The organism is Streptomyces alboflavus (assembly GCF_000716675.1).
Taxonomy (GTDB): domain Bacteria; phylum Actinomycetota; class Actinomycetes; order Streptomycetales; family Streptomycetaceae; genus Streptomyces; species Streptomyces alboflavus.
The window spans coordinates 142998-168762 of sequence record NZ_JNXT01000003.1 but is presented as its reverse complement, the minus strand read 5'-3'; the positions used below and the strand labels follow the sequence as shown (position 1 = coordinate 168762).

Genomic DNA, 25765 nt, shown 5'->3' with positions numbered 1-25765 from the left:
GTGGGCCTTGGGGCGTCGGCGGCGCGGGTCGGCGCACGGGCGTCAGCCCGGTCCGAGCCCGAGCAGCCGGGCCGCGTTGCCGTACAGCCAGGCGTCGGTGACCTCGTCGCCGAGGCCGAGGTCGGCCACCTGCCGGGCGAGCGCGGCGACCGGGTCGGCGTTGACCCAGGTCGCCGAGCCGAACAGGACGCGGCCGCGCAGCGCGGTGCTGCCGTAGGTGAGCAGTGGCTCCCAGCCCGATCCGGGGCGGGCCATCCACGGCGGCCGGTGGGAGGAGATGTCGAGGTAGACGTGGCGATGGCGCTGGGCGACGGAGACCAGGTCGAGCACCCAGGGCCAGGCCGCGTGCCCCGCCACGATGGGCAGGCCGGGGTGGCGCAGGGCGATCCAGTCGACGTTGCGGGGGTGGCACAGCTCGGCGGCGTGCCGCGAGAAGTGGTGCCCGGTGTGCAGCCACAGCGGCATGCCGAGCTCCTGCGCCCGGGCGTAGACCGGGTCGTACGCCGCGTCGCGGGGGTCGACGCCCTGCCAGAACGGGGTCACGGCGAAGCCGCGCATGCCGAGGCCGTGGCAGCGTTCCAGCTCGGCGACGGCCAGGTCGGGGTCGGTGAGGTCGATGCCCGCCCAGGCCTGCAGCCGGTCGGGGGCCTTGGCGGCGACGGCGGCGACGCGGCTGTTGACGTCGTCGCCGTCGGCCGTGGCGCCGCCGCAGCTCATCAGGACCTGGTGGACGACGCCGTTGTCGTCCATGGTCGAGAGCAGCGCCTCGGTGTCCACGCGCTCCGGCCGGCCCGCCACCAGCAGGTCGACGGCGCCGTCCTGGTCGCCCGCGTCCAGGCGGGCCCGGAAGCGGGGGTACTCGGCGCCGAAGACCGCCGTGGCGTGGCGGCCGAAGGCCCGCAGATACGTCGGTGCCACCGCGCCGAGCCCCTGGAAGTACGTGCGCCAGCACTCCCGGTCCAGGGCCAGCGCGCACACGTCGATCACGCGGTGCGCGGCGCCCGGTTCAGCGGATGCGGTCACGGGTGACCTCGATCCCTGCGGCCACCCGGTCCCAGGTGTCGGGGGTGACGCCCTGGGCGCGCAGTGTCTCCTTGCGGACCTTGCCGGTCTCCGTCACGGGCAGCTCGGCGACGACCCGCAGATAGCGCGGCACCATGAAGTGGGCCATGCGCGGCCGTAAGTGGGCGAGGAACTGCTCCGGGTCGAAGCGGACCCCGGCCCGCAGCACGAGGGCGGCGAGTATCTCGTCCTCGGACTGGTCGCTGGGCACCGCCACGGCCGCGGCGAGGGCGACGGCCGGGTGGCTGAGGAGTTCGGCCTCGACCTCGGCGGAGGAGACGTTCTCGCCCCGGCGCCGGATGGCGTCCTTGATGCGGTCCACGAAGAAGTAGTCGCCGCCCTGTTCACGAAGGACGGCGTCCCCGGTGTGGAACCAGCCGTGCCGCCACGCCGCCGCGGTGGCCTCCGGCATGCCGTGGTAGCCGTGGAACAGCGACCACGGCCGGTCGGCGCGCAGCACCAGCTCCCCCACCGTGCCGTCCGGTACGTCGATGCCGTGCTCGTCGACGACCCGGCACTGCACGCCGGGGCGCGGCCGCCCGCAGCTGCCGGTGCGCTGCGGGTTGAGCGGGGACACCAGCGGCGCCGACGTCTCGGACATGTTGAAGCCGGTGTAGACGTCCACGCCGAAGCGGCGGCCGAAGTCGAGGGCCTGGCGCGTCAGCGGGATCACGCACGCGGCCCGCAGCGGATGGTCGGTGTCGCCCGGGCGGGGCGGCAGGCCGAGCAGGAAGTCCACCATGGCGCCGAGGAGGGTGCACATGGTGACCTCGTGCCGCCGGACCACCTCCCAGAACTCGGCTGTCCTGAAGCCCTCGGTGACGACCATCGAACCGCCGAACAGGAGCATGCAGTACGCCACTTCGGTGCCGCCGCCGTGGCACAGCGGCAGGTTGAGCAGGTACCGGTCGTGCTCGGTGATGTCGTCGTCGAGCAGCGCCGTCACCGTCGAGTAGTGGTGGACGTAGGAGACCAGGACGCCCTTGGACGGTCCCGTGGTGCCCGAGGTGTAGATCACCGCCATGGTGTCCCAGGGGGCGACCGGCCGCTCCGGCGGCACGAAGTCCTCCGGCCGTCCGCGCAGCGCCGACGGGCCGTGGACGCGCGGGGCGCCGGGCAGGGCGTCGGGCCACGGGTCGTCGGGGCCGCCGCCGATGACGACGACCTCCTGGAGCTGGGCGCCGTCGGTGTGCTGGAGCCGGTCGACGAGCAGCGCGTGGGCGACCAGGACGCGGGCGCCGGAGTTGGCGAGCACGTGCCCGAGCAGGCTGCCCCGGTAGGCGGTGTTGACGGGGACGTGGACGGCGCCCAGGAGGTTGACGCCGTACCAGACGCGCAGCGCGTCCCGGCCGTTGGGCAGCCAGCACAGCACGGTGTCGCCCTGGCGCACGCCCAGCCGGTACAGAGCGGCGGCGGTGGCCCGCGCGTCGTCGTAGGCCTGGCCGTACGTCCACTCGGTGCTGTCGCCGCCGTCGGCGGCGGCAGCGTCGTTGTCGAACACGGCGTACACGCGGTCGGGGTGGGCCTGGGCGCGGGCGGCGAGCAGGTCGCCCGTCACGCAGTGTGCGGCGTCGGGCACCCGGGGGTCGCCGGGCGGCAGGATCTCGACGAGGCGTTCGGCCTCCTGCTCGGCCTGCTTCGTCGCCGCGGCCGGGCCGGGGGCGGTCGTGGCGCCGGTCATTCCGGGATCCCGGGTACGTCGACCATGTGGCCGCCGGAGGTGTCGTAGTGGCGCAGCGTCCGCAGGTACTGCTCCCAGTTGACGAGGGTCTGCGCGTTCCTGCTGACGGGGCGCACGGGTATCAGCGGGCCGATGCTGACCGCGGGCGGGCGGGTGACGGCCCACAGCACGACGTCGGCGATGTCCGCGGGGTCGAGGAGGTCCCTGACCTCCACGCCGAGGGTCTCGGGGTCCTGCGCCAGGTCGGTGCGCACCCAGCCCGGCAGCACGGCGACGGCGCGCACACCCAAGTGCCGGTTCTCCAGGTCGATCTGGGCGGTGAGCGCGTTCAGGGCGCGTTTGGTGATGGAGTACGGGGCCGACCAGTCGGCCTGCAGCAGGCTGCCCTCGGAGCTGATGTTGACGATCCAGCCGTGGCCGCGTTCACGCATGCCGGGCAGCACGGCGCGGGCCAGCAGGAACGGCACGTCCAGGTTGAGGTGGAAGGCCTGCCGCCAGTGCCGGGGGTGGGTGTCGTGGATGGGTCCGGTGCGGGCGAGGGCGGCGTTGTTCACCATGATGTCGATGGGGCCGAGCGCCCGCTCGGCGGCGGCCACCGTGTCCTTGGGGGCGCCGTCGGCCGCCAGGTCGGCGACGAGGGTGACGGCGGGCACCTCGTGGCCCGCCACGTCCTGCTCCACGGCGGCGAGCTGCTCCCCCCGGCGGGCCACGAGCGCGACGGAGGCACCCGCCTGTGCGAGCGAGCGGGCGATGCTCGCCCCGATCCCGGAGGAGGCGCCCGCGACCAGCGCCACCTTGCCCTTCAGAGGCCTGTCGTCGATCACCTGCGGTCTCCTTCCGGCACGGTGGGGTGGGGGCGCGGCACGGAGGGCGTCACTGCCGTGGTCCTTCCTCTAGGGGGTGCTCGGACGGGTCCAGGTGCGGCAGTCCGGCCAGGCAGTGGCCGCCGCCGTCCACGCGCAGCTTCGCTCCGGTCAGACCGGCCGCCGCGGGGCTGATGAGGTAGCAGACGAGCGCCGCGACCTCCGTGGGCTCGCTCATCCGGCCCGTGGGCACGAGCCGGTTGGTCGCGTCGAGGAACGCGGGGTTGGTGACGTCCGTCATCGGGGTGCGGACGAAGCCGGGGAGCACGCTGTTGGCCCGCACCTTGTACCGGGCGGCCGAGGTGGCGAAGTGGCTGGTGAATTGGGCGGTCGCGGCCTTGCTCAGGCCGTAGCTCGCCAGGTTCGCCACCGGTGCGCTCACCGCGGCGAGCGAGGAGACCACGGCCACCGCGCCGCCCCTGCGGGACGCCGCCCAGTGCTTGAGCAGCGCGTCGCACGTACCGGCGTACGAAAGGGAGTTGAGGGCGAGGAGCCGCTGCCGGTTGTCGGCGTTGTCGCCGGTGCCGTCGAAGGATACGGCGCCCGCGGCGTAGGCGAGGGCGTCGACGCCCCCGGTGCGCTCCCAGGCCTCGTGCACCAGGCCGGCCACCCGCGCCGGGTCGGACAGGTCGGCGGTCACCACCCAGGCCCTGCGGCCCAGTTCGCGGACCTCGGCGGCGAGCTTCTCCAGCTCGGGGCGGCGGCGGGCGACGAGGACGACGTCGGCGCCGCGGGCCGCGCTCTCCCGGGCGATGCCGGCGCCGATGCCGCTGCTGGCCCCGGTGACCATCACGACGTGCCCGGTGAGCCGGAACGGATCGGCCCCCTCGGTGTCGGCGGCGGCCGGGACGGGACGCGGCGGGCGCGCCGACGGCATGGGCACGATGCCCGCGTCGAGTCCGCCGTCCAGGGGCAGGGTCTCCCCCGCCACGCTGCCGAAGCCGCGGGAGGCCACCAGGCGTAAGGCCCCGGTGAGTTCGGGCGGGGTGACGGGGCGGCGGGTGACCAGGTGGCGGAGCAGTTCGCCCTCGGCCTCTGCGGTCAGCTCGTGCCCGAGGAACGGGGCGTAGCCGACGCGCACGGTGTTCGCGAGTACGCCTTGGGTGGCGCACCGCTTGGCGAGGTGCTGCCACCAGGCGTGGTCGGCCGCCCGCTCCGCCGCGCACTCGGGCTCCGCGTCGTCGTGGACGTGCGGGCCCGCGTCGGTGACCAGGACGGCGCGGCCGTCGCCCCGGCGGGCCATGGCCTCCAGGACGCGGGCCACGTGCGCGCGGCGCAGCGACGCCGAGGCGCGGCTGCCGAGCGCTTCGTTGCCGAGGGCCACGACGCAGTACACGTCGGGCGGTTCGGGGGTGTCCGCGCCGTTGACGGCGGTGACGTGGAAGCCGAGGCGCTCCCAGGCCTCCTTGACCGCGCGGGTGTGGACGGCCCCGGGGGTGGATTCGAGGAGGACGTGGCGGCCGACGGGGGCGAGGGAGTCCGTCTCGAGGCGCGGCGCGGGGGCCGACTCGGCCGTGCGCTGCTCAGTCGACTCGGCCGTGCGCTCTTCAGTCGTCGTCCGCTGTTCAGTCATCGGAGCCTCCCACGAGGATGGCGCTGGCGACGGAGCCGATCGTGTAGTTGAGGCTGAGGGCGAGGTCGACGCGCGCGGTCCTGCCCTCGGTCCCGGGCACCGGGTCGAAGGTGCACACCTCGGCGGGCTTCTCGCAGTTGGCGGTCGGGGCGATGTGGCCGTGGCCCATCATCTGGAGCGTCGCCGCCACCCCGATCACGCCGAGCGGCGCCCCGCTGTGACCGAACACGGCCTCCTGGACGGTGACGGGCAGCCCGGCCGTCCGCTCCCCGAAGATCGCGGGCATGATGTTGCCCTCCATGAGGTTGAACGCCCGGTCCCCGGTCGCGGCGCCGTTGACGTAGTCGATCTCGTCCGGCGAGGCGCGGCCCGCCATGCAGGAGCGCGCGGCGCGCACCGCCCCGGCGCCGTCGGTGTCGAGGGCCAGGTTCGGCTGGGCGTTGCGGGTGGTGGTCTGGCCGAGGATCCGGCCGTAGCTGCGCGCTCCCCTGCGGCGGGCGTGCTCGCGGCTCTCCAGGATCAGCGTGGCGGCGCCGTTGCCGTAGTTGAGGCCGGCGGCCCGCTCGTCGTAGGGGCGCATGGGTTCGTCGATGAGGGTGGCGGTCTGGGGTTCGGAGCCCATGACCGACCGGGCCTCGAGCTCGGCGTACTGGCGCAGCCGGCTCTCGCGCCAGTAGTCGGCGCCGGTGACGACGGCGATGTCCGTCTCGCCCGCCGCGATCATCCGGGCCGCGTTGCCGATCAGGACGGCGGACGAGGCGCATCCGCACGACAGCGTGTAGCTGGGTCCGGTGGCGCCCACGAGGCCGGCCTGGGTGGTCTCGACGTCCGACATCACCGCGTTGAGGACGTTGCGGAACAGCACCGCGCGGGCCTCGCGCGGGCTGATGTGCCGGGTGTCGGCGAGGAGCACCGGCAGGTACGTGTCGACGATGGCGTCGGCCGTGGCGTTGCGGCCCGCGAGCACCGCGGCCTCGCGGAGAGCGCCCGTGCGCCAGTCGAGCGTGGCGTCCTCGCACGCCTCCAGGAGGGCGAGGAGTCCGTAGAGGTGGATGTCGGAGTACTTCGCGAGGAAGCGCGGCGGGATCTCCGGCAGCCGGGCGACGACGGACTCCGGGTCGAGCGGAACGCTGCCGAAGTACGTGCCGTCGTCCTGTGCCAGGAACGAGTCGCCGTGCGCGACGGCCGTCCAGAACTGCTCCGGTGTCGCCGTCGGCGCCCCGCGCCCCGGCAGACAGAAGCCCATGCCGGTGACGAGTGCGTCCCGGGGGCTCTTGGTCGTGGTCACCGCTCGGACCCCTTTGATCGGATTCGCCACGTATCCCCAGCTCGCTCGGTGCGCTCAGATCCGGTAGAGGAGGCTGCCCCAGCACCAGACCCCGCCGCCGATGGACGGGGACAGGACCAGGTCGCCGGATTTCACGACGCCGCGCTCGCGCAGCTCGGAGACCGTGGTGGGGATCGAGGCGCTGGAGACGTTGCCGCGGAAGGAGAGGTTGGTCAGGACGCGTGCCGGGTCCGCGCCCAGGTTGTGCTGGATGCCCTTGGCGAGCGGCTCGGTCCCGGAGTGCGGGATGAGCCAGTCGATGTCGCCGATGGTCAGCTTGTTGCGGCCGAGGATCTCCTCGACGGTGTCGGCGATGTGCGCGAGGGCGACGTCGTTGAGGTCCGGGTGGCTCTTGACCCAGCCCTTGTCCCCGCCCGCCGCGGACATGTTGGCGAGGCTGCCGTCGGTGTGGAACACGGAGTCGATCAGGCCGGGCGCGGCGCCGGGGGTCGCCTCCAGGACGACGGCACCGGCGCCGTCGGAGACGAGCATCGAGCCCTTGGAGCCGGGCCGCACCCGCCGGGTGACGCGCTCGGTGGTCGCCACGAGTGCCTTGCGGTAGCCGGTCGGTGAGGTGAGGAACGAGGCCGCGGTGTGCACCGCCTGGATGAACCCGGCGCAGGAGCCGCACACCTCGAAGGCCATGGAGCCCTTCATGCCGAGCTCCGCGGCGGTCAGCGCGCCCACCTCGTGGACGTAGTTGCGGTCCGTCCAGTGGCTGACGACCACCACGTCGATGTCGTCGGCGTCGACCCCGGCCTCCTCCAGGGCCTGCCGGGAGGCCTCCGCCGCCATGAGGACGGGCGTCTCCCGCTCACTGGCCCGATAGCGGGTGCGGACGCCGACCCCGCCGATGACGCGGTCCTCCACGACGCTCGTCGTGGCGTCCTCCACGCCCTCGTTGTGTATTTCCTCGGAGCCGAAATAGTGGCCGAATCCGGTGAAACGTATTCCGGCGTCTTCCCAGATGCCGTGGTGGCCTGTCGTCATGGACGGAAAACTAGTGGCGTCGGCATTCGACTGCATCTGGCCTCCAGTACTCGATGATTCATTCCGCGGGTACTCGACGTACCCCACTCATGGCCGCACTCGCCCGGCCCGGCCTCTTTCGTCAGGGCACCCAGCCGGGCGGCCCGCCGCCGTCGACTCGAATCACGGAACCGGTGACGTAGGGGTTTTCCGCGGCGAAGCACACCGCGTCCGCGATCTCTTCCTCGGCGCCCCAACGGCCCAGCGGCACAAAGCGCTTGAGGCCGTCCATGTAGTGGGCGTGGCGCGGGAAGGCGGTGCTTTTCTCCCGCAGCGCCTCGCCGTCCATGACGCCCGGCGCGACGGCCGCCACCCTGATGCCGTAGGGGCCGAGTTCGTAGGACCAGGTACGGGTCAGCGCCTCCACGCCCGCCTTCGCGGCGGTGTACGCGGACTGTCCGTAGGCGCCGGCCGCGAGGCCGGACGAGACATTGACGATGGCGCCCGCCACCTGGTGCCGGACCATGCTCGCCGCGGCCTCGCGCCCGACGAGGAACACCCCCGTCAGGCACAGCCGCAGCGTCTTCTCCCAGTCGTCCAGCGGATGCGTGAGCAGCTCGGCGGCGCTCTCGTCGCGCGGCTTGCGCAGCAGCAGGCGGGACAGGTTGCGGCCCGCGTTGTTCACGCACAGATGCAGGGGCTGATCCGCCGTCAGCTCGGCGAAGACCTCCCGGACGGACTCCTCCGACGTGACGTCGGCGCGCACCGCCCGCAGGTCGAGGCCCTCGGCCTCGGCCATGGCCCGCACCTTCTCGAGGCGGCCCGGGTCGAGGCCGAGGACCGTGGTGCGCCACCCCCGCTCGGCCAGCATCCGGCCGACGGCCAGGCCCAGGCCCCGGGTGCCCCCGGTCACCAGCGCGTTCCTGGAATCGGACAAGACCGTTCACCTCTCGCTCTCGGGTTCAGCCGCGGTCCGGCGCTCTCCGGCATCGCGCCTCATGGGTACGGCGATTCGCTGGTACGACGATTCACTGGTACCGGAAAACCATGGCGCCCCAGCTGATTCCGCGCCCGATACTGACGCCGAGGAGCAGTTCGCCGGGTTTCACCGTGCCGTCGCGCACGTATTCGGAGAGCGCGCTCGGCATGCCGACGCTGGAGGTGTTTCCGCGCCGCGGCAGGTTCAGGAGCATGCGTTCGCGCGGAATACCGAGACGGTCCGCCATCGGGTGCAGGAGATTGGTGTTGGCCTGATGAGGAATGCACCAGGAAATCTGTTCCGCTGACAGGCCGTTGCGCTTGAGTACCGTCTGTCCGGCGTCGACGAGCATGTCCGGGGTGACCTCGGAGAGCACTCCTCCGCGCATCACCATCTTGTCGTTCTCGTCGATGTCGAAGGCGTCGTAGTAGCGGCCGTCGGCGCGCAGGACGACGTCGATCAGCCCGCTGCGGGTGGGCAGTCCGTCGGCGCCGCCGCCCACGGAGTCGCCGCGCCGCCACACCGCCGCCGCGGCGCCCGCGCCGAACAGCGCGGAGTTCTTGAAGTCGAAGTTCAGGATGGCGCGGGGGCTCTCGGCGCACACCACGAGGGCGGTCCGCGCACCGGTCGTCGCGAGGAGGCCGCGGGCCACCACGCTCGCGTACAGGAACCCCGCGCAGGCCACCGCGGTCACGTCGAAGGCGAACGCGTCGCGGGCGCCCAACTGCCGTTGCACCGGCAGGGAGATGTCCATGTAGTTGTTGCCGATCGAGGACGGATTGGCGCGGGGCCGCGCGGTCGCGCTGCTGCCGACGATCACGTCCACGTCGGAGATGTCGAGGCCCGCGTCGTCGAGGGCGGCCCGTGCCGCCTTGACGCCCATCTCGGCGAACCGCTCCTCCGGGCCTGCCCAGTGGCGGGTGCGGACGCCCGTGTACTTGGTGATCCAGGCGTCGTCGACGTCGAGGCCGGGCAGTCGGGCGAAGTGGTCGTTGGTGACCGGCTCCCCGGGGAAATAGTGGCCGACGCCGCTGAGCACGACCGGCGGACCGCCGTTGTCGAGCGGTGACTGGGTTTCGGACATGGGGGAGGTCCTTTCCTCGTCTTCCCGTCGTGTGCGTGCTGTCTCGTCCCGGAGCCGGAGTCTCAGAACTGGGGTCTCAGCACCGGGGTCTCGGAGTCGGCGTCTCAGAGCTGGTAGAGCAGGGCTCCCGAGAACCAGCCGGCGCCGGCCGCGGGCGACAGGATCACGTCGCCCTTGCGCAGTTCGCCGGACTCGGTGAACTCCGACAGCGCGCTCGGGATGGTCGCGCTGGTCGTCTGGCCGCGGGTGCGCAGGTTCGTCAGGACCATCGCGGGATCGGCGCCGATGCGCCGGATCAGCTCCTCGCTGATCCGGGTCGACCCGGGGTGCGGCACCACCCAGTCCACGTCGGCCATCGTCAGCCCGCCGCGCCGCAGCACCAGATCCGTGGCCTCGCCCGCGGTCGCCGCCGCCACCTGCGCGATCGAGGGCAGGCTCACCGTCCAGCCGTCCTTGCCGCGGGCCTTGGAGACGCCCGCGTGCTCGCCGTAGCTGAGCACGACGGAGTCCCGCAGCCGGGAGTCGTCCGGCGGCCCGGCCTCGATCACCGCCGCGCCCGCCCCGTCCCCGCCGACGTAACTGCCGCGCCGTCCTGGCTTGAGCCGCTGCGAGAACTGGTCGGAGCAGACCACGAGCGCGCGCCGCCACTGGTGGCTGGTCAGCATCGCCGCGGCCGTCTGCACGGAGTGCACGAAGCCGACGCAGGCCGCGCACACGTCGAAGGCCAGGGCCCGCCCCGCGCCGAGCCGCATCGCGATCCGGGGCGCGTCCTCGGGCGCGTACCTGCGCTGCGACCAGGAGGAGAAGACCACCAGGTCGAGGTCGGTTGCTTCGAGTCCGGCATTGCGCAGGGCGTGTCGTCCGGCCTCCACGGCCATGTACGGCACGGTCTCGACGTCGTCGGACAGGTGCCGCCGCTCGACGCCGAGGTCGGGGCCGAGGACCGCCGCCTCCATCTCGGGGGCCTCGGGCAGGTCCGCCGGGATCTCCTCGCAGTGCCGCGGGAAGTAGTGCCCGAAGCCTCGGAAGGACAGGCCCTTGCCCATCCAGATGCCACCGCTCACACCGTGCTCCTCACCTGTAGTGACCCTGCGGGTCGAGACTGCGCAGCCAGGCGATCTCCGCCTCGGTGACCTCCGGTTCCGCGGTGCAGCCCGCGCTGCTCACAGGCCATCGGGTCAGCGTCGCCACGGCGTCCTCGGGCCGGGTGGGCCCGTCGCCGCCGGGCGGCAGCCAGGTGGCGAGCCGGAAGGGCCCGGGTACGTCCGTGCCCGCCTTGTCCTCCGTGCGCCGGAACCGGCCGAAGTGGCTGACCACTTCGCGCACGCGGGTGCCGGGGCTGGTCACATAGGCGACGCGCTCGACGAACTTGCGCGGCGACGCCGTGGAGAGGACCAGGCAGTCGGTGCTCGTGGCGATGTCGTTGGCGCCGCCGGAGCCGGTCAGCCAGCGGCCGTCGGCGAGCAGACTGGTGTTGACGTTGCCGTCCGCGTCGACCTCGCCGGCAGCGAGGACACCGAGGCAGCGCGGGTTCGCCGACACCATGCCGCCGAGGATCTCGGGGATGCCGCCGAGCTGCTGGGAGCGCGTCGCGTGCAGCTGGCTGAAGAGGAAGACGTCACCGGGCTCGGGGTCCGTGGCGTAGAAGCCGAGTTCGGCGCAGACCGGCACCCGGATGCCCCGCTCGCGCAGCAGCGCGGCGGCCAGCCAGGCGGCCAGGTGGGACACGCCGATCCCGGCGAGCAGGGTGTCGTAGTCGCCGCTGGTGACCCGCTCGACGATGGCGCGTGCCCCGAGGACGACGGTGCGCTCCGCGCGGGTCACCGGCTCGGCGGTCGCGGGCAGCGGCGGCGGGGCCGTGGGCTCGCGCGGGGTCAACGGCTGGGTGGCGAGGGTCAGTTCGGAGCGTCGCTCGGCACCGAGCTTGCGCACGTACGCGGCGTGTCCCGCGGGCTCCTCGACCCACTCGCGGTACCACTCCTTGGCCCCGTCCTCGGTGGCGAGGCGCTCGACCAGCTCGGTGAGGAAGACGTAGTCGTCGCGGTAGCCCGCCAGGTCGCCGCTGTCGTCGCCGGTGGCCAGGCCGCGCAGGGACTGCGGGTGGGCGCCGAGCGGAGCCTCGCACAGGGCGATGACGCGCTGTCCGGGGATGACGACCCGCTCGGGGTGCGCGTCGACGAAGTCGTCCGGCACGATGCGCTCCACCGTGGCGATCACGCCCTGTTCGGCGGCGTACGCGGCCCAGGGGCCCTCGCCAGCGGGCGGCACGAGCACGATGTTGCCGCGCCGGTCCGCGCAGGCGCCGTGCACCAGGGTGAGGTCCGGACGCAGCCGCTCCACCAGGGCGAACGGCCGCTGCCCCGGGGTGGGTTCGCCGACCCGCAGGTACTTCGCCCCGGCGTCGGGCCGCGCGTCCGGGGCGTCGGCGGTGAGCCCGCGCTCCAGGTCGCTGCCGACGAGCGAGGACGTCACGGCGTACGGCAGGCCGGTGGCCCCGGCCATCAGGCGCTGCGTGAAGCTGAGCAGGGACCACAGCTCGCAGCTGAACGGGGTGCCGCGGACCAGGTCGCGGTAGAGCGGGTTGGGGCGCGGCGTCGGGTAGGTGTCGCCGAGGAAGCACGTGATCAGGTGCTTCACGGCGCCCGACATGGTCAGCGCGTGCATCGCGGTGTGCGTCGCGGAGGTGCTGACGGTGAACTCGCCCCGGCCCGCGAACTGTCGCGCGAGGGCGTAGACCATGGCGTTGGGCCGGGCCATGGTCATCGCCAGGTGCAGATGCATGCCGGGCGTCACGTACCGGGACACCAGGGAGTCGACGTCGGGGACGACGGCGGGGCGGGACACCGTGCCGCTGTGCGTGCTCATGGTCTCCTTCAGGGTTTCGGTCCGCGGGAGCGGCGCAACCGTCACGCGGCGCCCAGGGCGAGCACCGAGGTCTGGCTGCCGATGGCGAAGGCCAGGGACACCGCGAGGTCGGTGCGGGTCGGGCGGGGGCCCTCGGCGACGTGGTCGTGGTCGCACTCGGGGTCGGGGACGGCGCCCGCGTAGTTGGCGGTCGAGCACAGGCACTGGTGGTGCAGGGCCAGGGAGGTGGCGGCGGCGTTGACCATCGAGGCCGCGCCCAGGAGGTGGCCGTAGACGGGCTTCACGGAGCTGAGGGGCGGCCAGGCGGACCGCGGCCGGCCCTCGTACAGCGCGGCGAGCATCCGGCTCTCCGCCACGTCGTTCTTGGGGGTGGCGGTGCCGTGCGCGCAGAACCAGTCGACGTCCCGCGGGGTGCGGCCCGCGTCGTGCAGCGCTTCGGTGACGGCCGATGCCGTGACCTGCCCGCTCATGTCCATGCCGAAGGGGTGGGTGGCCTCGTTCAGGGCCCGGTGGGACAGGAAGCGGGCGTAGCCGGCGGCGCCGCGGGCGCGGGCGTGGCTCTCCCGCTCCAGGCACAGGGCGACGGCGCCCTCACCGAAGGCGAAGCCCTCGCGGTCGCGGGTGTAGGGGCGGATGGCGCGCCGGGGGTCGTCCGACTCGGTCGAAAGGACGCGGTTGCCCATCGCCTGGAAGGACTGGAAGACCAGGGGCGTCAGGGGGAATTCGTAGCCCACGACGACCACGGCGTCGGCGGTGCCCGCGCGGATCAGGTCGGCGGCGAAGGAGATGGCGTGGTGTCCGCCCACGCAGGCGCTGCTCAGCGTGGTGACGAACCCGCGCACGTCGCCGTAGATGGCGGACAGGGTGGCCGGGGCACCGGGCATGCCGCGCAGCATGGCGCCGCTGTCGCCGAAGTGGTCCGTGCCGACCGGTTCCTGGGCCTCGCCGCCGTCCGCCGTCAGTGCCTCGCTGACCCACTCCAGGGGGCCGCGCGACGACGAGGCGATGAGGGACAGCCGCCGGGGGTCGATGTCGTCGGACCCGAGTCCCGCGTCGCGGCGGGCCTCCTCCACGGCCGACATGGTGACCAGGGCGTCCCGGGTGTACCGGGCGGCGAACTTCTCGTTCAGCTCCGGCAGGAACTTCCGGTGGTCGAAATCGCGCAGCTCGCCGGCCGCGCCGACACCGGCCCGTTCCGGATCGACGCGGGTCAGACGGCCGATCCGGGAATTGCCGTCGCGCACGTCCTGCCAGAATTCATTGACGTGGGTCGCGCCGGGGAGCATGACGCCGATACCGGTGACCAGTACCGAGCCCCGGCGGTCTTTCCGTCCAGCGGATCCAGCCAGTTCAGCCATGCGGGAAAACTATCCGGCGGCTTCCCGTGCGACATCGGTCCGCAGGTACCCGGCACCATTCACCGCCGGTACTTGAAGTACCAATTATTGATTGCGGTACTTCCGATACCTGCCGCGGGCGAGAACCGGGTACCGGGGGCCGGTTACGCCCCCACACCTTCGGCGCCTAACGTCGGCAGCCGTCACCGGCACAGCACGGTGCATCAGCATGCGCCCACTGCGTGCGGGCGACCTGTCGACAGTGGCACGCAACACAGGGAGTCTCATGGCGGACCAGCAGCAGGATTCCGGTCGCGACACATTGATCACGGGCATGGGATTCGCACTGCCAGGCCCTGGCGGACTGTGTGCGACTTCCGCGGAATTCCTGGAAATCGTCTCCACCGGCGCCTGCCACGTGGAAAACAACGGTGTCTTCTTCGGCCAAGTGCGCACCGATGTCGCGGATGTGAAGGAGCGTTATCCCGAACTTCCCGTCAAGGCACTGAAACTCTATTCCCCGGTGCAGTTGCTCGGCCTCACCTCCATGGCGGAGGCCTGTGTCGACGCCGGGCTCGACTGGCGTGCGGGCGCGCTGTCCGAAGCGGCGATCCTCGCCGCCCGCGACGGCGGTGACTGCTGGTCGGCCCAGTACGCCGACATCCTCGCCACCGACCGCGCCAAGGCCACCAAGGACGAGATCAACGAGCTCGGCACCCGGCTCGCCCTCACCGGCATCCCCATGGACGTGGCCAACGTCCAGGTGTCCGTCGTCGCCGGGACAGGACCCAACTTCACCGTCTCCAACGGCTGTACGTCGTCGGCGGTGCTGCTCGGCATGGCGCAGCGGATGATCGCGAGCGGCGAGGTGGACGTCGCGGTGGTCACCGGCGCCGACGTGTTCGGCCTCGACTTCCTGCGGCACTACGCCGACCTGCTCGACCGCTACGCCGAGCTGAGCGTCGAGGAGGGCGTCACCGTCGACGCGATGGAGGACGCGGCCCTGGCGATGGGCGCGCAGATGCGCCCGTACGACAAGAACTCCCCGGGCTCCAACATGGGCAACGGCTCCATCACGATCGTCGTGGAGAGCCGCGCGCACGCCGAGCGGCGCGGCGCGACGCCCTACGCCCGGATGCTGTCGCAGCGCACCCGGCGCAGCCCGCAGCACAGCGCCTTCGCCATCGACCGGGCGGGTGTCGGCATGGTCCAGGCCGCCCGGGACGCCATGGCGGGCCTGGTCGAACCGGACCGGATCGACTACGTCAACGGCGGCGCCGAGGGCGACCGCGTCTTCCACGAGACGGAGTCGAACATCGTGCACACCCTCTTCGGGGACCGTGCGACGCGCATGCCCGTGACCGTGCAGGAGGCCTGCTTCGGGCACAACGGCGGGCCGCTCGGCGGCCTCGGCGTGGCGGCCACGTCGCTGATGATCCAGCGCGACCAGGTGTTCCCGACGGCGGGCTGTGTCGACCCCGACGACGCCTGCCTGTTCGACCCGGTGCCGGGCACCACCGCCCGGCCGCTGCGCGTGGAGCACGCGCTGTCCTTCAACTACACCGTCGGCATGGTCAGCAGCGCGATTCTGCTGGGGAAGGCCTGAGGCCAAGGAGATGGACAAGCACCGCACCCGCGCGGCCGTCCTGACGGGCGTCGCCGGTTATGTGCCGCCCGGCACCGTCACCAACGCCGAGCTCGAGGCCCGGCTCGACACCACCGACGAATGGATCCGCAGCCGCACCGGCATCGCCGAGCGGCACACCGTCCCTCCGGGCACCGCCACGCGTGAACTGGCCGTCGAGGCCGGACAGTTGGCCCTCAAGTCGGCGGGCCGCGACAGCGTCGACTCCGTCGTCCTCGCGACGGCGACCCCGGACCGCCTCTGCCCGGCCACCGCGCCCGAGGTCGCCGCCGCCCTCGGGCTCGGCCCCGTCGCGGCCCACGACATCTCCGCCGTGTGCGCCGGGTTCCTCTACGCCCTGTCGACCGGGGTCGGGGCGATCGCCGCGGGCTTCGCCGACCACGTCCTCGTCATCGGCGCCGAGACGTTCTCCGCCATCGTCGACCCCAAGGACCGCAACACGGCCGTCATCTTCGGCGACGCCGCGGGGGCCGTCGTGCTGCGCGCCGGGGACCCGGACGAGCCCGGCGCCATCGGCCCGGTCCGGCTCGGCAGCGACGGCCAGTACAGCGACCTGATCCAGATCCCCGCGGGCGGCGCCCGGCAGCGCTCCTCCGGCACCGTGCCCGAGGCCGCCGACCACCATCTGCAGATGCAGGGCCGCAAGGTCTACCGGCACGCCAAGGAGCGCATGACCCAGGCGGCGCTCGACGTCCTGGAGCGCTCCGGCTGGAGCGTCGAGGACGTGGACCGGCTCGCGACCCACCAGGCCAACGCGCGCATCAGCGAGGCCGTCGCCGACGAGCTGGGCGTGCCGCGCGACCGGGTCCTGTCCAACATCGAGCACGTCGGCAACACCTCGGCCGCGTCGCTGCCGTTGCTGCTCGCCGACTCCGCGACCCAGGGCAGGCTGCGCCCGCACGACCGGGTGCTGCTCGCGGCGTTCGGCGGCGGGCTCGCCTGGGGCGCGGCTTCGCTGACCTGGCCGGACGTGACGGCCTTCGCGGCCCACACCTATCGCGGGTGAGGTTCTCCCGGCGCGGCCCCGCGCCGGCCCCACCGACACTGCGCTCCCGGGAGGAAACGGTGTACGAAACGGTCAAGACCCTGCTCACCCAGGAATTCGACATCTCCGAGGATCAGATCGCCCCGGAGTCCACGCTGGAGGACCTGGGCCTGGACTCCCTGGCCTCGGTCGAGTTCGCCCTGGCCCTGGAGAAGGGGCTCGGCATCGAGATCAGTGACGACGAGGTGGTGGAGCTGGAGCGGCTCGACAAGATTCTGGAACTCGTCGAGCGCCGCAAGCGCGCGTCCTGAGGCGACCGTGCGCCGGCCCGTCGAGAGAGCCGCGCGCACGGGCGTGAACACCGACGCAGGACAGCCGGGACCCGTGACGGGCCCCGGCTGTCTCGACGTGCGCCCCGCGCGGGACTCCCCCATGCGCCTCACCGATCGTTCCCCGCCACGGCCGGCACGCCCAGCGCGTAGCTCCCACCCGCGTGCCGGGCACCACTCACCGGCACGGTCCGCGCGCCGCACCCGCCCATGGACCGGGCGGCTGCGACGCGCGGGCGGCGTACGGCTGCGAGGCGCCGAGCGCCTGCGCTCAGGCCCGGTCCGCGGACTCGGTCCGGTTCTCCACCGACTCCCCCGGCGCCTGCTTCACCAGGTCCACGCTCCCCTCGGGGTCGCCACCCGCGTCCTCGGCCGCCGGGGTGAGCCGCCCGGCCTCGCGCGGGATGAACAGGAACACGGCGATCGCCACCAGGACGAGAAGGATGCCGGTGCACAGCGACGTGAACCCGAAGGCGTCCGCGAACGCGTTGTCGGCCTGCCGCTCCAACGCGTCGCCCCCGGAGCCCGGCAGCGCTTTGGCCACCCCGACGGCATCGGCGATGCCTTCCCGCGCCGCGTCCATGGACTTCTCGTCCACGCCGGGGACGGAGGTGTCCATCTCCCTGCGGAACAGCGCGGACGCCACACTGCCCATGATGGCGACGCTGAGCCCGTTGCCGAGTTCGTAGGAGGTCTCCTCGATGCCGGCGGCGCCGCCCGCGGTCTCCGCCTCGGCCGTCGACATGATGGCGTCGGACGCGGCCGTCATGGCGCAGCCCGCCCCGGCGCCGATGCCCGCGAGGGCGATGGCGAAGACCCAGTACTCGGTGTCGGGCTTGACGTTCATCAGGACGAAGAACGCCCCGCCGATCAGGCCCATCCCGATCATCATCGCGTACCGCGTGCCGTACCTCGGCACGATGACCGACATGATCGGAGCGCCGATCATGGTGGCGAGAAGGAGCGGCAACAGCCTGAGGCCCGACTCCATCGGCGAGGCGCCGCCGATGAACTGCCAGTGCTGGGTGAGCAGGAGCATCAGGCCGCCCATGCCGAACATGGCGAGGACCACGCTCACGACCGCCACGGAGAAGGCGCGGTTGCGGAACAGCGCCGGATCGAAGAGCGGATCGGGCACCCGGAGCACCCGCAGCACGAGGGCGGTGAGCAGGACGAGGCCGAGGACGCCCGTGACAATCGTCTGGGCCTCCAGGCCCTCCGCGCCGCCGTGCTGGATGGCGTACACCAGCGAGATCAGGCCGGTGATGGACAGGACCGCGCCGATGGTGTCCCAGCGCGGCGGGTTGGGGTGCTTGGACTCCGGCACCAGGGTCACCGCGGCGAACAGCGCGAAGATCATGATCGGCACGTTGATGAGGAAGACCGAGCCCCACCAGAAGTGCTCGATCATGACGCCGCCGACCACGGGTCCGACCGCGGCGCCGGCCGCGGACATGGTGGCCCACACGGCGAGCGCCACGGTGCGCTCTTTGCGATCTGTGAAGACATTGCGAATGATCGACAGCGTCGACGGCATGATGATCGCGGCGCCGATGCCGAGCAGCGCGCGGGCCGCGATCAGCATCTCGGGCCCGTTCGCCCAGGCCGCGGCGGCCGATGCGGCGCCGAAGACGACGAAGCCCAGGCACAGGAACCGCTTGCGGCCGAGGCGGTCGCCGAGGGTGCCGCAGCTGATCAGCAGCCCCGCCACCACGAGCGAGTAGACGTCGACGATCCAGAGCAACTGCACCGACGACGGCTCGAGTTCGGTGCTGAGCGTGGGCAGCGCCACGTTCAGCACGGTCAGGTCAAGGGCGACGACCAGCAGGCTCAGAGAGAGAACCCCGAGCACCGCCCACCGGTTCTTCGCCCCGGGGACTTCGCCGCCCCCTCCCTTGTCCCCGCCTTGCCTGTCGTCCACCACGCCATCCATGGCCGGCCTCCTTCGGGATTCCGTCGACTGTGTTCCCGTACGGCATACCATCTATCGTACGGCGTACGAGTCTGCGTTAGCATAGAGACGTGACTGAAACTTCTGGACGAGACACGACACCGAACGGCCCACCTGGCTCGATCTGGCTGCGGGAGCTCAAACAGCGGCCGGCGAAGCAGCCGCTGAGCCGGGAGCAGATCGTGCGGGCCGCAGTGCGGCTCCTGGACGAAGGAGGGGTGCGCAACCTGCGCATGCGCCAGCTCGCCGACTCACTGAACTCGGCGCCGATGTCGCTCTACTGGCACGTACCGACCAAGGACGACCTGCTGGAACTGGCCATCGACGCCGTCTTCCCCGACCCACCCACGCCGTCCGGCTCGGGGAACTGGCGCGCCGACATCCAGACCTGTGCGACGGACCTGTTCGACGTGCTGCTCGAGCACTCGTGGATGATCGAACTGATGGGCGGTCACCCTCCGGTGGGACCCCGGGCCCTCGCCCACACCAGCGCCATCATCCAGATCCTGGAGCAGGCCCGCTTCTCCCCCCGCCAGCTGGACTCGGCGCTCTCCGCGATCTACTACTACACCGTGGGCGCGGCCCTCTCCGAGGCCTCCTGGCAGGCCATGGCCCGGCAGAGCGCCGAGAGCGAGGAGGAGTGGGCGAGCCGCCTCGGGCCCTACCTCAGCACGGCCACGCAGGACCATCCGGAATCCCTCACCGACTACGTCAAGCGCAGCGCCTCCAGCAGCACGGGCCAGCGCTTCCGTGACGGCCTGGAGTGCATGGTGTCCGGTATGGACCAGATGCGGTCGATGAACTCATGACCGAAACGGACACCCCGCCCGAGCGTCCCGTCCAGACGTCGTTAAGAAACCGTAAATCCCAACCTCGTTGTCCGGTACATTTGGCACGCTCCCGGGATGTCAACAGCTGCTGACTCCCGCCCGGGGCACCGGCAATCAGCGACACGCGCCGTATACGGAACCCCAAAGGGGATTGCCATGAATGATGTGGTCGTGCGTGCCGAGCTTCGAGAGCCGTACGAAGACGAACAGCGCATCCCGGACATCATCGTGGCCAGTTCGCACGAGGCCTGCGACCTGTCCGGCGGAACCGACCAGGTCGGGGAGTTCGCCCGCACCCTGGAGTGGGCGTTGCTGCTCCTTCGCACCCTGGAGCGGGACGGCCGCGACCGCGTCCCCGAGGAGGACCTGAACCGCCTGCACTCCCTCGTCCGCGCCCTGGACCAGCGGCTCATCCCGGCGCTCGAGGGCGTCAGGGACGCCGCCGTCCGCCGCTACCGCGAACTCGGCGGCTCCTACGGCGGCCTGGCCAAGGCGATGGGCGTGCCGCGCTCCACGGCGCAGACCAGATCGATGGCCCTCCTCGGCCGCGAACCGTCGGCCCACGAACGCTGGGCCTCCGGCCAGTGACACGGCGGCGCCCACCCGCCGCCGAAGCCACCGCTCGACAACAGGACAGTCCCCCACGCACAGCCCCGGAGCAGCCCCGCGCCCGGGGCTGCGTGCTGTGCGGACCGTCGCGCGGCAGGCGGGTGGCACGCGGCGCGATACGGCACACCGCGTGCGTCGCCGATCTCCCCGTCCCATAACCTCATGCTGGGAGACGCCGGATGCGGCGTGTGGCCATGTGGAGGAGGCGGCGGTGCTCGGAAGGGCCACGCGGTTGCTGGCGGGCGCCATGACGCTGGCCTGTCTGATGCTCATCGGCCCCAGTACGCCGAGCGGTGCCCACTTCGCCGGGGCACCGCCCGTCGAGCCGGTCAAGGACATCGTGCCCAACCGGGTCATGACGTGGAACATCTGCAACCCCTGCGGCGACGAGAACAACGTCGGCAGGGCGGCGGAGATCGCCAAGTACGCGCCGCAGGTCATCGGGATGCAGGAGGCGTGCGTGCGGGACGTCGAGCGGATCCGGGACTATCTGCGGCACCTGCACGGGCTGGTCTACCACGTCGAGTACGGGTCGGTGCTGCGCAACCGGAGCCGGTGCGGCGGCTGGCCGTGGAGCCCCGGTGGCTTCGGGCAGGCGATCCTCTCGGCGGCGCCGATGACGGACCGCGTGCACGTGGAGTACCCCGAAGGCGGGTCCGAGGACCGCGGGTACATGGCCGTCACCACGAAGGTGGGCGGCCGGAACATCCGGGTCTTCAACACCCACCTCGCCCAGCGACAGCAGCCCGAGTTCCGCGAGAAGCAGGTCGACGTCCTCGCCGCCGCCGTCGCCCGGCACGACCGCGCCATCGTCCTCGGCGACTTCAACGCGGTGCCGGACACCCCAGAACTCGGCAAGATGTGGCCGCTCGCCACCGACGCGGACCCCCAGTGCCGTCCCTCGCTCACCGGGAGCGGCACCTGCGAGCCGACCACGGACTGGCAGCTCAAGTTCGACTACATCTTCCTGCGGGACATCGCCCCGCTCGAACAGAGCGTGCGCCCCAGCGCGTACTCGGACCACCACCCCGTGTACGCCGACGTGGACGTGAAGTAGGCGCGTCCGGCCGTCCGGTCCGGCCCGAACCAGCGTTCCGCCGCCCCTGCGCGTGGCTGCTTCTCGCATTGCTCCGGTCCGCCAACTCCCCAGCGGGCCCCAGACTCCGTATCGTTCGCCTGCGCACATGATCTGACCGACCCGAGGCGAGTCTGGGAGGACGCATGCGGGGGGACGGCATCATCACCGGGCGGGGAGGGCAGCCCCGGTTAGGGGCGGTGCTGCGACAACGGCGGGAAAGTCGGGGTATGTCGCTGCGCCAGATGGCGCGGCTCCTGCACTACAGCCCCGGCTGGATCAGCCGGGTGGAGAACGGGCGGGCCATCCCCACCGACGAGTTGGCCCGCGCCTGCGACGAACTGCTCGCCCTCGACGGCGAGTTGATCGCGCTCGCCCGGGCCGACCGGAGCGGCCCCGTCGGACTGCTCCGGCCCGCGCAGCTGCCGCCGGGAGCGTCCGCCTTCGTGGGCCGTCGGGCCCTCCTCAAGGAACTGGACGTACTCCTCGCGGATGCAAATCGAAGAGAGAGCGTCCTGACGGTCGCCCTCGACGGTCCCGCGGGCGTCGGCAAGAGCACGGTGGCGCTCCGGTGGGCCTACGAGATCGCCGACCGGTTCCCCGGCGGCGTGCTGTTCACCGACCTCCAGGGCAACTCCCCCGAAGCACGGCCGCTCGCCGCGGCCGACGTACTCGAACAGTTCCTGACCGCGTTCGGCCTTCCCGCCGCCGCCGTTCCCGCGGACGAGGCCGAGCGGGCCGCGGTCTTCCGCAGCATCGCCGTGCGGCGCCCCATCCTCGTGATCCTGGACAACGCCGCGGGCTCACGGCACGTCGAACCCCTGCTCGTCGGCGCGCGCGGCTGCGTCGCCCTCGTCACCAGCAGACGCCGTCTGACCGGGCTCGCCGTCAAGGCGGGCGCCCACCGGCTCTCGGTGCGGCCGATGGACCAGTCGGAGTCCGCCGACCTCCTGAGCGCCGTCGCAGGACCGGAGCGGGTCGCGGCCGAGCCGACGGCGACGGCGGACCTGGCGAGGCGCTGCGCGCACCTGCCGCTGGCCCTGCGCATCGCCGCCGAGCGCCTCGCCACGTTCCCGCACCGGTCCATCGCCGACGCCGTCGCCGAACTCGCCGACCGGCAGCACCGGTTGAACGTCCTCACCGACATCGACGACCCGCACCTCGCGGTGCGCGCGGCCCTGTCGTCCTCGTACCGCGCCCTGGACGCCGAGGCCGCCCGGACCTTCCGGTTCCTCGGCCTGTTCCCCGGAGCAACGATCGGTGCGGCCGCCGCGGCCGCCCTCGTGGACCGGCCCCTCGGCCACACCCGGCGCCTCCTGGAGGTCCTGGCCGCCGTGCACCTCCTCGAGGAGACGGGGCCCGACCGCTACCTCCGCCACGACCTGCTGCGGGACTACGCCGCCGAGCGCGCCGCCGAGGAGGAGTCGGCGACCGCGTGCCAGGAGGCCCTGCGTCGGCTGGTCGGCTGGTACGTGGGCACCGCGCGGGACTGGCCGCCGCACGAGCCCGGGGAGGCAGAGGCGGCTGAGGTGACTGAGGCAGCCGAGCGGGTCGAGCAGGTCGAACAGGGATGAAGTGTGCCCAGTCCGGGCCGCGTTCATCGCTGCCCCCTGTTGCGCAACGGAGAAACACTGTCGGGCGCCGGGCCCGCTGACCACAGTAGGACCGCGTCGTTCCGGGCAGCTCCGGGCGGACCGCGCGTGACCTGCGCGACGTACCGCCGCGCCCGGCCGAGCACCATGCGGCGCCATTCGCCGGTGCGCCACCGCGCCCGAGCACCGCACGGCACAGCACCACCGCGACAGAGCCAGCTGAGCCATCTGACCGAGCTTGGGGTGCGAAGAACCTGCCTATGGACGCCAACGACCGGCACATGAACGCCAACGACCCCCGCACACGGCACGCATGACGTCCGGGCGTCGCCTGGGAGCGCGAAGGAACGCGGTCGGACGGGCACTCGACACGCACCCGGCACGCGACGACACGGCCCTGCGCCAGGTGCTCGAAGACGCCTCGATGGGCCGTTGGGAAGGCCCACGCGACCTCCTCACGGCCACCGGCGCGAACTGGGACCGCAGGATCTTCCAGCTCCAGGTACTCGCCGAGGCGGGCGCGCGGCTGCGGTTCGCCGACACCTGGGCCGAGGCGGAGCCGCGCTCCCCGCACGCCCTGGCCCTGCTCGCCAACGTGCAGGCCCTGCGCGCGATGATCGCCGGCCGCGACGAGGGCAGGACGCTGATGGAGGACGCCTGGCACACCTGCGCCGACGTGCAGCGGCTGTGGCCCGAGGACGTGGCACCCCTGCTCGTCATGCTCGCGCTGCTGCGCACCCACGCCCCCGACCGCTACACGCTGGGGCACGTGTGGGAGGAGATCAAGCAACGCGATCCCTGGAACCGCGAGGCCCACCACGAGGTGGTGACGTATCTCTTCGCCCGCAACCACGGCGAGGAGGGCGAGGCCATGTGGTGGGCCGAGGAGCAGGCGGCCGTCGCCCCGCCGGGGCTGCCGCTGGCGGTCCTGCCCCTGGTGGTCCTCGCCGAGGCGCACCGGTCGCGGCAGGAGCGGGCCCAGGACGGGTACGGCCTGACGATCCACCCCTGGGTGGAGTGCCCGACGACCGACCTGGTCCTAGACCGCTGGTGGCGCCATCGCGCGCCCCACCCGCACGCCTGCTTCGCCGATGACGCCAACTACCTCGCCCACGCCCTGTCGTTCGCGAACCGCCACCACGAGGCCCAGGAGGTCTTCGACGCGATCGGGCCGTACGCCACGACCGTGCCGTGGTCCTACTGCGGCCCCGCCACCGAGCTGTTCAAGCGCCACCGCGCCTGGGCCCACGACCCGCCGCGCGGCCGACGCCGCTAGCACCGCCCGCTCCCCGCCCCCTTTCACAGACCAAGGACAGACGACCCGTGCCTCTTGATGTATCCCGCGTCTCCGACGAGGAACGCCTGAAGCAACTCGGCTACCAGCAGACGCTCTCCCGCTCCATGTCGGGCCGCGCCAACTTCGGCGTCAGCTTCACGATCATCTCCATCCTGTCCGGCTGCATGACCCTGTACGGCTACGGCCTGAACACCGGCGGCCCGGCGGTCATCATGTGGGGCTGGCTGTTCGTCGGCGTCATGACGCTCTTCGTCGGCCTCGCCATGGCGGAGGTGTGCTCCTCGTACCCGACCAGCGCGGGGCTGTACTTCTGGGCCCATCGGATGGCGCCGGAACGCTCGCGGGCGGCCTGGGCGTGGTTCACCGGCTGGTTCAACACGCTCGGCCAGATCGCCGTGACCGCGGGCATCGACTTCGGCGCGGCGACGTTCCTCAACGCCCTGCTGGACCTGCAGTTCGGCTTCGAGGCCACGCCGGAGCACACGATCATCCTGTTCGGCTGCATCCTGGCCCTGCACGGGGCCCTGAACACCTTCGGCGTGCGCATCGTCGCGTTCCTCAACGAGGTGTCGATCTGGTGGCACGTCATCGGTGTCGTCGTGATCTGCGGCGCTCTGGCGATCGTCCCCGACGACCACCAGTCGACCAGCTTCGTCCTGGGCGAGTTCGTCAACAACACCGGCTTCTCGTCGAGCATCTACGTGGTGGCCATCGGCCTGCTGATGGCGCAGTACACGTTCACCGGCTACGACGCGTCCGCGCACATGACGGAGGAGACCATCGACGCGGCCACCGCGGGGCCCAAGGGCATCGTCCGCTCGATCATCGTCTCGCTCGTGGCCGGGTTCGTCCTCCTCTTCGGCTTCACCTTCGCCATCCAGTCGTACTCCGGCGCCCTCGACTCGGACACCGGGGTGCCCCCGGCGCAGATCCTCATGGACGCGCTCGGCACGACGGCCAGCAAGTGGATGCTGCTCGTCATCATCGTCGCCCAGCTCTTCTGCGGCATGGCCTCCGTGACGGCGAACTCCCGGATGATCTACGCCTTCTCGCGCGACGGCGCGCTGCCCTTCTCCCGGACGTGGCACAAGCTCAACCCGACCACCCGCACCCCCACCAACGCCGTCTGGCTCGCCACCGGCGGCGCCTTCGCCCTCGGCCTGCCCTACCTGTGGAACAGCACCGCGTACGCGGCCGTCACCTCCATCGCCACCATCGGCCTCTACATCGCCTACGTCATCCCCACCTACCTCCGCCTGCGCCAGGGCGACCGCTTCGAACGCGGCCCCTGGCACCTCGGCTCCTGGTCCACGATCGTCGGCACCATCGCGATCGCCTGGGTCGCAGTGATCACGGTCCTGTTCATGCTGCCGCAGAGCTCGCCCGTCACCCGGGACACCTTCAACTACGCGCCCGTCGCGGTCGGTGTGGTCGTCGCCTTCTGCGGCACCTGGTGGCTCGTCTCGGCGCGCAAGTGGTTCCTGAACCCCGACCGTCCCCGCGACGTCTCCGGCGCGTCCGTCCCCGAGCGCCAAGAGGCACGGCGATGAAGCGCGGCGCCGTCCCGCCCGCCGACGGTGGCTCCCGGACCCGGCGGCGGGGGTGGTGCTGACGCCACCCACGCCCGGGCCCCAGGCCTCCTGACTCCCGCCCCGTACCGGAGCAGGATTCTCCGTGTCACCAGCGACGGCCCCGGCGCGAGCGCCGGGGCC

21 protein-coding genes are annotated in these 25765 nt (G+C 72.2%); 9 read left to right on the top strand and 12 right to left on the bottom strand.

Features of this window, described 5'->3' with window-relative positions; all coding sequences use genetic code 11:
• Window positions 1-42: 42 nt before the first annotated feature.
• The 11 genes from OO63_RS03525 to OO63_RS03475 all read right to left on the bottom strand — a co-directional run bounded on the left by OO63_RS03525 (window position 43) and on the right by OO63_RS03475 (window position 13761).
• Window positions 43-1023 (bottom strand): amidohydrolase family protein, encoded by a 981-nt coding sequence (locus OO63_RS03525; protein ID WP_051810507.1) that lies wholly within the window; start codon window positions 1021-1023, stop codon window positions 43-45.
• Window positions 1007-2743, bottom strand: coding sequence for an AMP-binding protein (locus tag OO63_RS03520; protein WP_234310988.1), 1737 nt, complete (start codon window positions 2741-2743; stop codon window positions 1007-1009). The genes OO63_RS03525 and OO63_RS03520 overlap by 17 nt, the downstream gene beginning before the upstream one ends.
• Window positions 2740-3567, bottom strand: coding sequence for an SDR family oxidoreductase (locus OO63_RS03515; RefSeq protein ID WP_051810506.1), 828 nt, complete (start codon window positions 3565-3567; stop codon window positions 2740-2742). Before OO63_RS03515 ends, OO63_RS03520 begins: the two co-directional genes overlap by 4 nt.
• A gap of 49 nt (window positions 3568-3616) precedes the next feature.
• Window positions 3617-5179: an SDR family NAD(P)-dependent oxidoreductase gene (locus OO63_RS42005; protein WP_051810505.1), complete on the bottom strand. Its 1563-nt coding sequence runs from the start codon at window positions 5177-5179 to the stop codon at window positions 3617-3619.
• On the bottom strand, window positions 5172-6467 hold the full coding sequence (locus OO63_RS03505; RefSeq protein ID WP_030356409.1) for a beta-ketoacyl-[acyl-carrier-protein] synthase family protein: 1296 nt from the start codon (window positions 6465-6467) through the stop codon (window positions 5172-5174). Before OO63_RS03505 ends, OO63_RS42005 begins: the two co-directional genes overlap by 8 nt.
• Window positions 6468-6521: 54 nt before the next feature.
• Window positions 6522-7496, bottom strand: coding sequence for a 3-oxoacyl-[acyl-carrier-protein] synthase III C-terminal domain-containing protein (locus tag OO63_RS03500; RefSeq protein ID WP_030356408.1), 975 nt, complete (start codon window positions 7494-7496; stop codon window positions 6522-6524).
• 121 nt (window positions 7497-7617) lie between these two features.
• Window positions 7618-8412 carry an SDR family NAD(P)-dependent oxidoreductase gene (locus tag OO63_RS03495; RefSeq protein ID WP_030356407.1) on the bottom strand — a complete coding sequence of 265 codons (795 nt, stop codon included), beginning with the start codon at window positions 8410-8412 and terminating at the stop codon, window positions 7618-7620.
• Between the two features lie 91 nt (window positions 8413-8503).
• Window positions 8504-9538 carry a 3-oxoacyl-ACP synthase III family protein gene (locus OO63_RS03490; RefSeq protein WP_030356406.1) on the bottom strand — a complete coding sequence of 345 codons (1035 nt, stop codon included), beginning with the start codon at window positions 9536-9538 and terminating at the stop codon, window positions 8504-8506.
• Between the two features lie 104 nt (window positions 9539-9642).
• The gene (locus OO63_RS03485) at window positions 9643-10602 is read right to left on the bottom strand and encodes a ketoacyl-ACP synthase III (protein ID WP_051810503.1); all 960 of its coding nucleotides are present in this window, start codon (window positions 10600-10602) and stop codon (window positions 9643-9645) included.
• Between the two features lie 10 nt (window positions 10603-10612).
• A complete protein-coding gene (locus OO63_RS03480; RefSeq protein ID WP_051810502.1) occupies window positions 10613-12403 on the bottom strand; it encodes a CoA-transferase in 1791 nt (596 codons plus the stop codon).
• Window positions 12404-12444: 41 nt separating this feature from the next.
• Window positions 12445-13761: a beta-ketoacyl-[acyl-carrier-protein] synthase family protein gene (locus OO63_RS03475; RefSeq protein ID WP_063750355.1), complete on the bottom strand. Its 1317-nt coding sequence runs from the start codon at window positions 13759-13761 to the stop codon at window positions 12445-12447.
• A gap of 397 nt (window positions 13762-14158) precedes the next feature.
• On the opposite strand from OO63_RS03475, the gene OO63_RS03470 reads away from it, so the two are divergent.
• Genes OO63_RS03470 through OO63_RS03460 form a run of 3 tightly spaced genes read left to right on the top strand, consistent with a single transcriptional unit; the run spans window position 14159 to window position 16681 of the window.
• On the top strand, window positions 14159-15346 hold the full coding sequence (locus OO63_RS03470; RefSeq protein ID WP_158798876.1) for a beta-ketoacyl synthase N-terminal-like domain-containing protein: 1188 nt from the start codon (window positions 14159-14161) through the stop codon (window positions 15344-15346).
• Window positions 15347-15356: 10 nt separating this feature from the next.
• Complete coding sequence (locus OO63_RS03465; RefSeq protein WP_030356401.1) at window positions 15357-16391, top strand: beta-ketoacyl-ACP synthase III; 1035 nt, start codon at window positions 15357-15359, stop codon at window positions 16389-16391.
• 59 nt (window positions 16392-16450) lie between these two features.
• Complete coding sequence (locus tag OO63_RS03460) at window positions 16451-16681, top strand: acyl carrier protein (protein WP_030356400.1); 231 nt, start codon at window positions 16451-16453, stop codon at window positions 16679-16681.
• A gap of 289 nt (window positions 16682-16970) precedes the next feature.
• Here the strand turns inward: OO63_RS03460 and OO63_RS03455 are convergent, their stop codons facing one another.
• A complete protein-coding gene (locus OO63_RS03455; protein ID WP_051810501.1) occupies window positions 16971-18632 on the bottom strand; it encodes an MFS transporter in 1662 nt (553 codons plus the stop codon).
• 89 nt (window positions 18633-18721) lie between these two features.
• Here OO63_RS03455 and abrT point away from each other — a divergent pair, with 89 nt between their 5' ends.
• The 6 genes from abrT to OO63_RS03425 all read left to right on the top strand — a co-directional run bounded on the left by abrT (window position 18722) and on the right by OO63_RS03425 (window position 25603).
• Window positions 18722-19459, top strand: a complete 738-nt coding sequence (gene abrT / locus OO63_RS03450; RefSeq protein WP_078618854.1) for an HTH-type transcriptional regulator AbrT — start codon at window positions 18722-18724, stop codon at window positions 19457-19459.
• A 177-nt stretch (window positions 19460-19636) separates the two neighbouring features.
• Window positions 19637-20068 carry a hypothetical protein gene (locus tag OO63_RS03445; protein ID WP_087882620.1) on the top strand — a complete coding sequence of 144 codons (432 nt, stop codon included), beginning with the start codon at window positions 19637-19639 and terminating at the stop codon, window positions 20066-20068.
• A gap of 268 nt (window positions 20069-20336) precedes the next feature.
• Window positions 20337-21146, top strand: a complete 810-nt coding sequence (locus OO63_RS03440) for an endonuclease/exonuclease/phosphatase family protein (RefSeq protein ID WP_078618929.1) — start codon at window positions 20337-20339, stop codon at window positions 21144-21146.
• Window positions 21147-21310: 164 nt separating this feature from the next.
• On the top strand, window positions 21311-22738 hold the full coding sequence (locus OO63_RS03435; protein ID WP_078618852.1) for an XRE family transcriptional regulator: 1428 nt from the start codon (window positions 21311-21313) through the stop codon (window positions 22736-22738).
• Between the two features lie 331 nt (window positions 22739-23069).
• The gene (locus OO63_RS03430; RefSeq protein ID WP_030356394.1) at window positions 23070-24032 is read left to right on the top strand and encodes a hypothetical protein; all 963 of its coding nucleotides are present in this window, start codon (window positions 23070-23072) and stop codon (window positions 24030-24032) included.
• A gap of 47 nt (window positions 24033-24079) precedes the next feature.
• The gene (locus tag OO63_RS03425) at window positions 24080-25603 is read left to right on the top strand and encodes an amino acid permease (protein ID WP_030356393.1); all 1524 of its coding nucleotides are present in this window, start codon (window positions 24080-24082) and stop codon (window positions 25601-25603) included.
• The last annotated feature ends 162 nt before the right edge of the window (window positions 25604-25765 follow it).